Raw genomic sequence first — 12,253 nt, 5'->3', positions numbered from 1 at the left:
CCTCAAGAGTCGCGCCTCAACTGCCGCTGCCCAAGCGTCGGTCCAGCAGATACAGCAGCGCAGGCGCGCCGATCAGCGACGTGACGACACCGACAGGAAGTTCCTGGTTGTCCATGGCCGTACGGCAGATGATGTCCACGACCACCAGCAGCAGCGCGCCGAACAGGGCGGAGACCGGCAGCAGCCTGCGGTGATCGCCGCCGACGATCAGACGGCAGGCGTGCGGGACCATCAGACCGACGAAGGCGATCGCCCCGGAGACCGCGACCAGAATGCCGGTCAGCACGCTGGTCAGCACGAACAGCTCCCGGCGCAGCCGCGTCACGTCCACGCCGAGACCGGCCGCCGTCTCGTCGCCCATCATCACGGCGTTGAGTGCGCGAGCCCGCGCCTGGAGAAGGAGCAGTCCGGCCGGTACGGCGATGGCAGGCACGGCCAGCAGATCCCAACTCGCGCCACTCAGACTCCCCATGAGCCAGAACAGGACGCTCTGCGTCTGCTGCTCGTCTCCCGCCTGGAGTACGAGATAGCTGGTGAACCCGGACAGGAACTGCCCGATCCCGACCCCGGCCAGCACCAGCCGCAGCGGCGAGAACCCGCCCCCGCGACGGGCGATCGCCCACACCAGGCCGAAGGTCGCCAGCGCCCCCGCGAAGGCCGCCCCGGACAGCCCCAGGCCCAGCACACCCCCCGCTCCCGCGCCGAGCACGATCGCGGCGACGGCGCCGAGCGAGGCCCCATTGGAGATGCCCAGCAGATAGGGATCGGCGAGTGGGTTGCGTACGAGGGCCTGTACCGCCGTACCGACGAGGCCGAGCCCCGCGCCGACGATCGCGGCGAGGAGGGCGCGCGGCACCCGCAACTGCCACACGATCAGGTCGTTCGTGCCCGGCCGCGGCGCCTCGCCGGCCAGCCGCCGCCCTACGACGGACCACACCTGGCCGGGCGGGATGTCGGTGGAACCCCATGAGACGGCGGCGGTCAGTGCGACCAGCAGGGCCGCCCCGAGGACGACGGCCACCACCCCCGCCGGGACGGATCGGCGCTCCGGACTCCCTTGTGAAGAAGCCCTCCCGGCCCTCTCGTCAGCCTTCTTGCCGGACTTGTTGCCGGCCGTCCTGCCGGCCTTCCTGCTGACCCTTTTGCTCACCCCGGCCAGTACCGGCATCTACTGCGCCGCCTTGACCCGGTCGGGATACAGGGCCTCGGCGATCGCGCGTACGGTGTCGGCGTTGCTCACCCCCGCGATGGTGGTCTCCTCCGAGCCGATACGCAGGAAACGACCGTCCTTGACGGCCTTGAGTCCCTTGGTCGCGGCGTAGGTCTCCAGGAACTTCTGGGCCTCGCCGAACGCCTTGTCATTGGCGGCCTTGCTGCCCCGGTCGCGGACGGCGAGCTGGATCCACTGCGGGTTCGCGCTCACCACGTCCTCCCAGCCGACCGGCTTGAAGTCCCCTTCGCAGTCGCGGAAGATGTTCCGTCCGCCACCCAGGGTGATCACCGCGTTGGCGATCTGCTTGTCGCACACGGCGATGGGCTGCTTGGTGCCGGCGTCGTAGTCGAAGAGGAAGTACGTCGGCCGCTCGCCCTCGGCGACACCGCCGATCGCTTCCTGGACACCGGCCACCGTCTTCTTCATTCCGGTGACGATCTCCTCGGCCTTGGCGGCGGTACCGGTGAGCGTGCCGAGCGAGGTGATGTCCTCCTGGACCCCGGACAGGTCCTTGAGCGGCTCCTTGGACATCACCGCGCAGGCCGTGGACTTGAGGAAGATGTGCTTGATCCCGGCGGCCTTGTACTCCTCGTCCGTGGGGGCGTCTCCCATCCCGCCGCCCATGTTCTGCATCGACGCGAAGGTGTCGATGTAGAGGTCGGCCCCGGAGCCGAGGAGCTTCTCCTTGGGGATCACCGATTCCCCGAGCACCGGGACCTTCTGGGCCTGCGCGCCCAGATCACCGGGCAGCGTGCCCTTGCCGGGCGGGAAGCCGGTGCCGATCGCCTTGTCCCCCGCGCCGAGCCGCAGCAGCAGTTCGAGGCTGGAGGCGTTGCTGGTGACGATCTTCTTCGGCGCGGAGTCGAACGTTGTGACCGCGCCCTTGCAGTCCGTCACCTCGACGGGGAAGGCCGACGTGCCGTCCGCCGCCTTGCCCGGGTCCGCCGCCTTGCCACCGGCAGCGGCGCCGTTGTCGCCATCGCCGCTGCCGCAGCCTGTCGCGAGCAGGGCCAGCATGGCCGTGGTACCGCACCACACGCGAGGACGCATCGGAGTCTCCCGGAGATCTGTTTGCCAAGAGGAACCCGCCTCTGGGCCCCCGGACAGTTAGTCGGGACGACCGCACGGCCAGTTCCCGCGTCTTCCGGGACGTCGCACGGGGCACGGGGGCACAGGGCACGGGGCACGGGGCACAGGCGAACCAGGGTGAATCCGGACGGGAAAAGAGTCAGGGCCGGTTTCCCGTGCGGGAAACCGGCCCTGCTTCGTTTCTCCCCGACTCCCAGGGAGAAACACCCCGGTTGGCCTCGTTATAGAGGCGATTCTCCGGGAATGGCTGGTTCCACCCTCCCACAGAATCGAGAAAGCTCATGCTCCTGGACCCGTTCAGCCCCGACAGCCTCATGTCTTTCATCCTCGGCGTCGACGCTTTCATCCTCGACGCCGTCGGATCGCTGCTGGGGATCCTGCTGTAACGGCCCCGGAGTCGGGGCCTGGCCCTCACCGGGGACCAGGCCCTTGTCGGGTTCCTGATGACATAGGGGAACCACAGCCCGGGGTCACTCGTTGCCCCCGTGGGCAAAGGAATCGTCAAGAGGCGCGGCCCGCGCCGGATTGCGCAGGGGATTTCCATGGGTGTCAGCCTTTCCAAGGGCGGCAACGTCTCGCTCAGCAAGGAGGCCCCGGGCCTGACCGCGGTCGTCGTAGGTCTGGGCTGGGATGTACGCAGCACCACCGGGACCGACTTCGACCTCGACGCCAGCGCCCTGCTGGTCGATGCGAGCGGCAAGGTCGTCTCCGACCAGCACTTCGTGTTCTTCAACAACCTCAAGAGCCCGGAAGGCTCCGTCGAGCACACCGGCGACAACCTCACGGGTGAGGGCGAGGGCGACGACGAGCAGATCAAGGTCAGCCTGGTGGGCGTGCCTGCCGAGGTCGACAAGATCGTGTTCCCCGTCTCGATCCACGAGGGCGAGAGCCGTTCGCAGTCCTTCGGCCAGGTGCGCAACGCGTTCATCCGCGTCGTCAACCAGGCCGGCGGCGCCGAGCTCGCGCGCTACGACCTGAGCGAGGACGCCTCGACCGAGACCGCGATGGTCTTCGGTGAGCTGTACCGCAATGCCGCGGAGTGGAAGTTCCGCGCCGTCGGTCAGGGTTACGCCTCCGGTCTGCGCGGCATCGCGCAGGACTTCGGCGTCAACATCTGATCCCGCGTGCAGCAGCTCAAGGGCCCGATCCTCGGCGAGGGTCGGGCCCTTGGCGCATTGCGAGGCCGCCCGCCCCCGTCATGGTCACCGCGGGCGCCGACGCCCAGGAAGTGATCCGCGCCGTTAGTCTGATCTTGCGGTGTGATCACGGCTCCGAGGCAGAATATGTCCAGGTGGGGGAGAGCTCGCCGGCCGTCAACAGGGGTGGAGATCGAGATGCGGGACGACATGGTGGCCGACGTACCCGCCGGATCCGGTCCGGCGACCACCCTGCCGGGCGTGGAGCTGCTGTGGTCCGGCCGGGTCCCCGACCTCGCCGAGGACGCCGCCGCACACCGGCACCTCCTCGACGCCGAGGAGTCCGTGCGCCTCGAAGCCTTCCGCCTGGCCGTGGACCGGGACGCCTACACGGTCGCGCATGTCGCGCTGCGCCGGATGCTCGGCGAGCGGCTCGGCCAGGCGCCGGAAGCGGTCACCATGACGCGCCGGCCGTGCACCCACTGCGGCGGCCCGCACGGTCGTCCCGTCGTCCCCGGCAACGCCGTGCACTTCTCGCTCTCGCACACCAGCGGCCTGGTGCTGATCGCCCTGGCTTCGGTGCCCGTCGGCGTCGATGTCGAGGCCGTGCCCGAGCCCGGCATGATCACCGAGGTCGCCGCCCAGCTGCACCCCAGGGAGCGCACGGAACTGGCGGCATCGCCCGCCGAGCAGCACCCCGCCGCGTTCGCCCGCTGCTGGACCCGCAAGGAAGCCCTGCTGAAGGCGACCGGAGTCGGCCTGAACGAAGACCTGTCCCACACCTATGTGGGAGCCGGGGCCCAACCGGCCGCCGGCGCCGACTGGTTGCTGGCCGATCTGCCCACGGACCCCGGCTACGCGGCGGCCGTCGCCGTACATCTGCGGCAGGCGCCCGCGAGCGGGGTCGAGCAGCCGCGCGCGCCCAGGGCTCAGAACACCCAGTAGCGCAGGACGCTCAGTAGCGCTCGACCAGGTGCTCACGGCCCGCCGGGGGCTCGTACGCCTCGGGCCAGAAGTCCGTGATTGCCGTGATCCGGCCTTCCTCGTCGGCGGTGAAGAAGGTGACCGCATACATCTCTTCAAGGCCCACGGTGAAGTGGATCCAGGTGACGGCCTGGTCGGAGTCGGCCACGATCCGCTGGATGCGCAGGTGCCAGTCGCCCGGGTACTCCTTGTTGAACCGGACGTACGCCTCCTTGCCGCGGATCCGCTCGCGGGTCTGCGGCAGGTCGTAGACCACGTCCTCGGCCAGGGTCGCCGCGAAGCCCGTCCAGTCGCGGGATTCGGCCGAGGACCAGTACGTCTCAACTGTGGTGTGCAGCTCGGTCGCTGAGGTCGGTGAGGTCATACGGCGAGTGTGCACCCGGCCACTGACAATCGGGCTCGGACGGTATGGGGCCTGGGCAGGCAGGTTTTCCACAGGCTGCGGACGACGCGAACGGATTGTCGGCGGTTCGACGCAGAATGGGGTCATGACTGAGATCACCGACTCCAAGCCGGAGCAGCCCGGCGCGCCCGAGCAGCCCGCCACGCCGGACCTGTCGGCCATGCCCGACTGGGAGAAGCGCTTCCGGGCGCCGCGCGTCTCCCTGCCCGACTGGGCGGAGGACGCGCCGGACCGCTCGCTGTTCGTGTCGAACGCCACGGGGACGTACGAGCTGTACGCATGGGACCGGGCGACCGGCGAGCAGCGGCAGGCAACGGACCGGCCGAACGGCACGACGGACGGCGTCCTCCCGCCCGACGGCGCGTCGATCTGGTGGTTCTCGGACACCGACGGGGACGAGTTCGGGATCTGGATGCGGCAGCCCTTCGGCGGCGGGGACGACGAGCCCGCGGCGCCCGGACTCGAGCCGTCGTACCCGGCGGGCCTGGCGATCGGCCGGGACGGCACCTCGGTGGTCGGCCGGTCGACCGACGAGGACGGCACGACGATTCATGTCGTACGGACGGACGCGGAGCCGGTCGAGATCTACCGGCACCGGGAGTCGGCCGGGGTCGGCGATCTGTCGCACGACGGGACGCTGATAGCGGTCGAGCACACCGAGCACGGGGATGCGATGCACTCGGCGCTGCGGGTGGTGCGTCTCGACGGCGAGCCGGTGGCCGACCTCGACGACACGAAGGGCGGCACGCAGGAGCTGGGCCTCGAGGTCCTCGGTTTCGCTCCGGTGGACGGGGACACCCGGCTGCTCATCGGGCATCAGCGGCGCGGCCGCTGGGAGCCGATGATCTGGGACGTCGCCTCGGGCACGGAGACCGATCTCGCGATCGACCTGCCGGGCGATGTGAACGCCGAGTGGTATCCCGACGGCTCCGGGCTGCTGGTGGCGCACAGCTTCGAGGCGCGGGGCGAGCTGTTCCGGTACGACCTGGCGAAGCGCGAGCTGGTACGGATCGAGACGCCGACAGGTTCCGTCTCGGGCGCGACGGCCCGGCCGGACGGTGCGGTGGAGTATCTGTGGTCGTCCGCGGCGCAGCCGCCGCGGGTGCGCTCGACGGCCGGCGGCGTCGTGCTCGATCCGCCGGGGATGAAGGCGCCGGGGTCGGTGGCGGTGGAGGACGCCTGGGTGGCGGGACCCGGGGGCCGTATCCATGCGCTGGTGCAGAAGCCGGCGGGCGCGAGCGGCCCGCTGCCGACCGTGTTCGAGATCCATGGCGGCCCGACCTGGCACGACAGCGACGCCTTCGCGGCGGGCCCGGCTGCGTGGATCGACCATGGGTACGCGGTCGTACGGGTCAATTACCGTGGTTCGACGGGGTACGGGCGGGAGTGGACGGACGCACTCAAGCACCGGGTCGGCCTGATCGAGCTGGAGGACATCGCGGCGGTCCGCGAGTGGGCGGTGACGTCGGGCCTTGCGGACCCGGCGAAGCTGGTTCTGGCGGGCGGCTCGTGGGGCGGGTATCTGACCCTGCTCGGCCTCGGCACGCAGCCCGAGGCGTGGGCGCTGGGGCTGGCCGCGGTGCCGGTCGCGGACTACGTCACGGCGTACCACGACGAGATGGAGGCCCTGAAGGCGATGGACCGCACGCTGCTCGGCGGCACCCCGGAGGAGGTCCCGGAGCGCTTCGAGGCCTCGTCCCCGCTGACGTACGTGGACGCCGTGCGGGCTCCGGTCTACATCTCGGCCGGCGTCAACGACCCGCGCTGCCCGATCCGCCAGGTCGAGAACTATGTGGACCGACTGGCGGCGCGCGGCGCGGTGCACGAGGTGTACCGGTACGACGCGGGGCACGGCTCGCTGGTGGTGGAGGAGCGGATCAAGCAGGTGCGGCTGGAGATCACCTTCGCCACCGCGCACCTGGGTGAGGGGCCGAGCCTGGGATAGGGAGCGGAGCCAGGGGGGCGGGCCGAGAGATCGCGGGACCGTTCCGTACCGTGGGGGTGTGTACCGGTTCCTGCTGACACCCCGCTGGTGGGGGATCAATATCTTCGTCGTGCTGGCGATCCCCTTCTGTGTCTTCATGGGCTCCTGGCAGCTCGGCAAGTTCGAGGACCGTGTCGACACACACCAGGAGGCCCAGCAGAAGCCCGACCCGGGTGAGCAGAAGGCCGCGCCGCTCGACGAGCTGCTGCCCGTCGACTCGGAGACCTCGGGACGGCAGGCCATGGCGACCGGGCAGTACGGCAGGCAATTCCTGGTCCCGGACCGGCAGTTGGACGAGAAGCGCGGCGCCTATGTGCTGACGATGCTCAAGACCGACGGCGGCCGGACACTGCCGGTGGTCCGCGGCTGGCTGGCCGAGGGCGACCGGGTCCCGGCTGCTCCGGCCGGGCCGGTCACGGTCACCGGCGCCCTGCAGGCCTCCGAGACCTCGGGCACCGACGGGGTCCACGCGGCCGGCGGGCTCCCGAACGGTCAGCTCGGGATGATCAGCGCGGCGTCGCTGGTGAACCTCGTGCCGGACGATGTGTACGACGCGTGGGTCACCCTGTCGGACGCGGACAGCGGCCTGAAGCCGGTGCCGGCGACGGCCCCGGCGGGCAGCGGCCTGGACCTCAAGGCGTTCCAGAACCTGGGCTACACCGGGGAGTGGTTCGTCTTCGCGGGCTTCGTACTGTTCATGTGGTTCCGCCTGCTGCGCCGCGAGACGGAAGCGGCGCGGGACGTCGCACTGGGCCTGGACCCCGCGTAACGGGTCGGCGAGGCTTATCGAGCCCGTCCGGCGATTGAGGACACGGCCGAAGGCCGTACGGGGTCCGGGGCTTGCCCCGGTTCGGGAAGCGGCGGGTAGGGGCTGCATCCGAAATGCGGCTCCGCCGCGTGGGCCCGCCGCAGGCGCACCCGCCCTGGGCCACCCGCACCGCTCACTGCGCGCTCAGCACACCCGTCCGGTAAATCGTCCCCGCGCATGCGTTCGGGATCGTCGTCTCCGCACTCGGCGCCCCCGGCTCCGCCGTGTGCGTCACCGCGACGCTGCCGTCCGTCGTCCCGCCACCGTCCTCGGTGACCAGCTGCGTCTCGGTGTTCTCCGCCGTGCCCGTGCCATTGCTCGCGCCCGACGAACCGCCCTCCGAGGGCGTGGGGTCCGGCGAGGTACCGGTGGTCGGGCAGCTGTCCGTCGGCACCCAGGCGAACCGGACCTCGTACGCCGTGTCCGGCTTCAGCAGCACCGCGCCCGCCTCCTGCGAGGGGTCGGGCAGTCCGCTCGCCGCGTCGCCCGCCGTGTGCGCGACCACCGTGATCTTGGCGGGGTCGGCAGCGCCCATCGTCTGGAAGCCGACCGAGCCCGAACCGCTCACCGCGCAGTCGTTCTTGGAGACATTGGCGATGCGGAAGGTGCCGTACACCTTGCCGTCGGCATCCGGCTTGGCCGCCTGGGCCGAGCTCACACCGAGCTGGCTCGCGTCACATACCGGCGAGGTCGCGGCCACGCTGCCCGTCGGGTTGGCCACGCCGCCCGTTGTGCCGTCCGACGTTCCGTCGCCGAGCTGGTCGCCCGGCGACCGGCTCGCGGCGCCCGAGTCCTGCTCGGTGCCCTCGCCGCCGGCGGACGGATTGTCCGTCCCCTTGTCGCCGCCCGCCGCGCCCGTCTCGGCCCCGGTGCCGCCCTGCGCCTCTTCGCCGTGTCCGGCGTTGACGGGGCGGGCGTCGTCGCCGCTCCCGGAGTTCGCCACATGGACGAAGGCCGGGACCGCGGTGCCGATCAGCAGCGCCGCGGCGGCCACACCGACAAGTGCCTGCCTTTTGCGGGCGCGCCGCGCGGGCACCGCCCTTCGCAGATGGTCGAGGGCGCCGTCGGAGGGCTCGAGGTCCTGCACGGCGCCTTGCAGCAACCGGCGCAGCGCCACTTCGTCCCCGGCACATCCCTGCCCGAGTCCCTGCTCGAGTCCCTGCCCGAGTCCCTGACCAGGTCCCTGATCGGGCTCCTGCCCGAGGCCGCCCAGCTCATTTTCCGGCCCGTTGTTCACAATTCCGTTTCCAGTCCGGTCGTCAAACGGCCCGTCCGGCCCGTACCGCTCAAACCTGTGCCTGTGCCCGCTCATGCGTTGGCCTCCATGGCGACGCGCAGCGCCGCGATGCCCCGCGAGCCGTACGCCTTCACCGAGCCGAGCGATATGCCCAGCGTCCCGGCGACTTGAGCCTCGGTCATGTCGGCGAAGTACCGCAGCACCAGCACTTCGCGCTGGCGCCGTTGCAGCCCGCGCATCGCCTTGATCAGCGCGTCCCGCTCCAGCTGGTCATAGGCCCCCTCCTCGGCGCTCGCCATGTCCGGCATCGGCTTGGAGAGCAGCTTCAGCCCGAGGATGCGGCGACGCAGCGCGGAGCGGGAGAGGTTGACCACGGTCTGGCGCAGATACGCCAGGGTCTTCTCGGGGTCCCGCACCCGGTTGCGCGCCGAGTGGACGCGTATGAACGCCTCCTGGACGACGTCCTCGCAGGAGGCGGTGTCGTCCAGCAGCAGGGCGGCGAGACCCAGCAGCGACCGGTAGTGGGCGCGGTAGGTCTCGGTAAGGTGATCGACTGTGGTGCCCGCAGCCATGGTGCCCTCAGCGCCCTCGCGCCGGGACGGTATGCGGGTGGTGCGGGGCGCGGGCATAGGGGCGATCACCGGCATGCCGCCGGACGGGCGGGGTCTGCGGAGCGGGCGCACTGTTGCGCCGCGGACCGGGAGCACCCCTGCGATGTCGAGAACCTCTGCCACGCCTGTTGGACACGCTTCCCCCCGTCAGGGTTGTACGCGTACGCCACCGTTCTTGACGGTGAACCAAATGCCCTCATGCGTACCCGCTCTTCCCCAATGCCCCATTCTTCACGGCACCGCGAAGGGGCGACCGCAAAGACGCTTCCCGCCCAACTACCGGTTGCAGCAAGGGGGAAGCGAATCGTCGAACATCCTTGCACCCCAGTTCAAGTGGTACAGACATTCGACTTGCTCACAGGGCGTACACAGATCCTACAAAGTCCTCCGTTTACCCCACCACGAGTTAAGCGGACCCCGGCCCCTGCCCCGACCCGAGCCCCCGCCGGTCCCCGGCGCCCGGCCCGATCTCGAGGGCAACCGCCTCCGCGATCTGCGCCGAGTTCAGCGCCGCCCCCTTGCGCAGATTGTCGCCGCAGACGAACAGGTCCAGCGCACACTCGTCGTCCGGCGCCCGCCGCACGCGCCCCACCCACGTCGGATCCGTCCCCACCACATCGGCCGGCGTCGGGAAGTCGCCCGCCTCGGGATCGTCGTAGAGCACCACCCCGGGCGAGGTCGCCAGGATCTCGTGCGCCCGCTCCACCGTGACCTCGTTCTCGAAGCGCGCGTGCACCGCGAGCGAGTGCGTGGTGATCACCGGTACGCGGACGAACGTCGCCGCCACCCGCAGCCCCGGCAGACCCAGGATCTTGCGTGTCTCGGCCCGCAGCCCGAGCTCCTCGGAGGACCAGCCGCCCTCCTCGAGCGTGCCGGACCAGGGCACGACATTGAGCGCGAGCGGTGCCGCGAAGGGCCCGAGATCGTCACCCACGGCACGGCGTACGTCTCCGGGGCCCGCGCCCAGTTCCGTACCGGCGACCACGGACAGCTGCGCGCGCAGCAGTGCGACGGCGTCGCGGCCCGCGCCGCTGACGGCCTGGTAGGAGGAGACGACCAGTTCGCGCAGCCCGAACTCGGCGTGCAGGGCGCCAACGGCCGGGAGCATGGCGAGCGTCGTGCAGTGGGGGCTCGCGACGATGCCGCGCGGACGGACCCGTACGGCATGCGGATTGACCTCGGGCACCACCAGCGGCACCTCCGGATCCATCCGGAAAGCGGCCGAATTGTCCACGACCACCGCGCCCTTGGCGGCGGCGATCGGCGCCCAGCGCGCGGACACCTCGTCCGGTACGAGGAAGAGCGCGACGTCGACACCCGTCAGGGCGTCCTCGCTCAGCGCGACGACCTCGGTCTCCTCGCCGCGCACGGCCAGCTTGCGGCCGGCCGAGCGCCGCGAGGCGACGAGTCGTATGTCGCCCCAGACGTCGGCGTGCTGCGACAGGATCTGGAGCATCACAGCGCCGACGGCTCCGGTCGCTCCGACGACCGCGAGTGCCGGCTTGCGGGTCATCGCCCGGTGCCCCCGTAGACGACCGCCTCGTCGGAGTCGGAGTCGAGACCGAAGGCGGTGTGAACGGCGCGCACGGCCTCGTTGACGTCGTCGGCACGGGTGACCACCGAGATACGGATCTCCGAGGTGGAGATCAGCTCGATGTTCACGCCCGCGTCGGAGAGCGCCTCGAAGAAGGAGGCCGTGACCCCGGGGTTGGTCTTCATCCCGGCGCCGACGAGCGAGATCTTGCCGATCTGGTCGTCGTAGCGCAGCGATTCGAAGCCGACGGCGGCCTTCGCCTTCTCCAGGGCGTCGATGGCCTTGCGGCCCTCGGCCTTGGGGAGGGTGAAGGAGATGTCCGTCAGCGCGGTGGTCGCCGCCGAGACGTTCTGCACGATCATGTCGATGTTGATCTCGGCGTCCGCGATCGCACGGAAGATGGCCGCGGCCTCGCCCGGCTTGTCCGGCACTCCGACGACCGTGACCTTGGCCTCGGAGACGTCGTGGGCGACTCCGGAGATGATGGCGTGCTCCACCTGCTGGTCCCCTTGCGGCTCGTTGCTGACCCAGGTGCCGCGCAGCCCGGAGAAGGACGAGCGGACGTGGATCGGGATGTTGTATCGGCGTGCGTACTCGACGCAGCGGTGCAGCAGCACCTTGGAGCCGGAGGCGGCGAGCTCCAGCATGTCCTCGAAGGAGATCCAGTCGATCTTCTGGGCCTTCGTGACGACCCGCGGGTCGGCGGTGAAGACGCCGTCGACGTCGGTGTAGATCTCACAGACCTCGGCGTCCAGCGCGGCGGCGAGGGCGACGGCGGTGGTGTCGGAGCCGCCGCGGCCGAGGGTGGTGATGTCCTTCTTGTCCTGGGACACACCCTGGAAGCCGGCGACGATGGCGATATTGCCCTCGTCGAGCGCTGTACGGATCCGGCCCGGCGTCACATCGATGATGCGCGCTTTGTTGTGGACCGAGTCGGTGATGACGCCTGCCTGGCTGCCGGTGAACGACTGGGCCTCGTGGCCCAGGTTCTTGATCGCCATCGCCAGCAGGGCCATGGAGATCCGCTCTCCCGCGGTCAGCAGCATGTCGAACTCACGCCCGGCAGGGATCGGGGATACCTGCTCGGCGAGATCGATCAGCTCGTCCGTCGTGTCGCCCATCGCGGATACCACGACGACCACTTGGTGGCCGTTCTTCTTGGCATCGACGATCCGCTTGGCGACGCGCTTGATGCCTTCGGCATCGGCAACGGAGGAGCCTCCGTACTTCTGCACGACAAGGCCCACGTGCGCT

The 12,253-nt window shown here is 70.3% G+C and carries 11 protein-coding genes; 4 read left to right on the top strand and 7 right to left on the bottom strand.

What is annotated here, in order from left to right; all coding sequences use genetic code 11:
* Positions 1-16: 16 nt before the first annotated feature.
* A complete protein-coding gene (locus SLUN_RS21760) occupies positions 17-1,168 on the bottom strand; it encodes a FecCD family ABC transporter permease (protein ID WP_108150798.1) in 1,152 nt (383 codons plus the stop codon).
* Entirely contained in the window at positions 1,169-2,263 is a 1,095-nt protein-coding gene (locus SLUN_RS21755; RefSeq protein ID WP_254710320.1) for an ABC transporter substrate-binding protein, read from the bottom strand.
* 581 nt (positions 2,264-2,844) lie between these two features.
* Here SLUN_RS21755 and SLUN_RS21750 point away from each other — a divergent pair.
* Both SLUN_RS21750 and SLUN_RS21745 read left to right on the top strand, forming a co-directional pair.
* Positions 2,845-3,420 carry a TerD family protein gene (locus SLUN_RS21750; RefSeq protein WP_108150797.1) on the top strand — a complete coding sequence of 192 codons (576 nt, stop codon included), beginning with the start codon at positions 2,845-2,847 and terminating at the stop codon, positions 3,418-3,420.
* A 216-nt stretch (positions 3,421-3,636) separates the two neighbouring features.
* Positions 3,637-4,383, top strand: coding sequence for a 4'-phosphopantetheinyl transferase family protein (locus tag SLUN_RS21745; RefSeq protein ID WP_254708749.1), 747 nt, complete (start codon positions 3,637-3,639; stop codon positions 4,381-4,383).
* A gap of 10 nt (positions 4,384-4,393) precedes the next feature.
* Here the strand turns inward: SLUN_RS21745 and SLUN_RS21740 are convergent, their stop codons facing one another.
* Positions 4,394-4,786 carry a nuclear transport factor 2 family protein gene (locus tag SLUN_RS21740; protein ID WP_108150795.1) on the bottom strand — a complete coding sequence of 131 codons (393 nt, stop codon included), beginning with the start codon at positions 4,784-4,786 and terminating at the stop codon, positions 4,394-4,396.
* A 199-nt stretch (positions 4,787-4,985) separates the two neighbouring features.
* Between SLUN_RS21740 and SLUN_RS21735 the strand changes: the two genes are divergently transcribed.
* Both SLUN_RS21735 and SLUN_RS21730 read left to right on the top strand, forming a co-directional pair.
* Positions 4,986-6,770, top strand: a complete 1,785-nt coding sequence (locus SLUN_RS21735) for a S9 family peptidase (protein ID WP_254710321.1) — start codon at positions 4,986-4,988, stop codon at positions 6,768-6,770.
* A 58-nt stretch (positions 6,771-6,828) separates the two neighbouring features.
* Positions 6,829-7,578, top strand: a complete 750-nt coding sequence (locus SLUN_RS21730; RefSeq protein WP_108150791.1) for an SURF1 family protein — start codon at positions 6,829-6,831, stop codon at positions 7,576-7,578.
* Between the two features lie 172 nt (positions 7,579-7,750).
* Here SLUN_RS21730 and SLUN_RS21725 read toward each other — a convergent pair whose 3' ends face one another.
* The 4 genes from SLUN_RS21725 to SLUN_RS21710 all read right to left on the bottom strand — a co-directional run bounded on the left by SLUN_RS21725 (position 7,751) and on the right by SLUN_RS21710 (position 12,246).
* A complete protein-coding gene (locus tag SLUN_RS21725) occupies positions 7,751-8,854 on the bottom strand; it encodes a hypothetical protein (RefSeq protein ID WP_306610708.1) in 1,104 nt (367 codons plus the stop codon).
* A 71-nt stretch (positions 8,855-8,925) separates the two neighbouring features.
* On the bottom strand, positions 8,926-9,501 hold the full coding sequence (locus SLUN_RS21720; protein ID WP_108150788.1) for a SigE family RNA polymerase sigma factor: 576 nt from the start codon (positions 9,499-9,501) through the stop codon (positions 8,926-8,928).
* A 370-nt stretch (positions 9,502-9,871) separates the two neighbouring features.
* Entirely contained in the window at positions 9,872-10,978 is a 1,107-nt protein-coding gene (locus SLUN_RS21715) for an aspartate-semialdehyde dehydrogenase (RefSeq protein WP_108150786.1), read from the bottom strand.
* The gene (locus SLUN_RS21710; protein WP_108150784.1) at positions 10,975-12,246 is read right to left on the bottom strand and encodes an aspartate kinase; all 1,272 of its coding nucleotides are present in this window, start codon (positions 12,244-12,246) and stop codon (positions 10,975-10,977) included. The genes SLUN_RS21715 and SLUN_RS21710 overlap by 4 nt, the downstream gene beginning before the upstream one ends.
* Positions 12,247-12,253 lie beyond the last annotated feature (7 nt).

Origin of the sequence: Streptomyces lunaelactis (assembly GCF_003054555.1) — a bacterium.
Lineage (GTDB): Bacteria > Actinomycetota > Actinomycetes > Streptomycetales > Streptomycetaceae > Streptomyces > Streptomyces lunaelactis.
The sequence above is the reverse complement of the archived record's forward strand: the minus strand, read 5'-3'. Positions and strand labels throughout refer to the sequence as shown.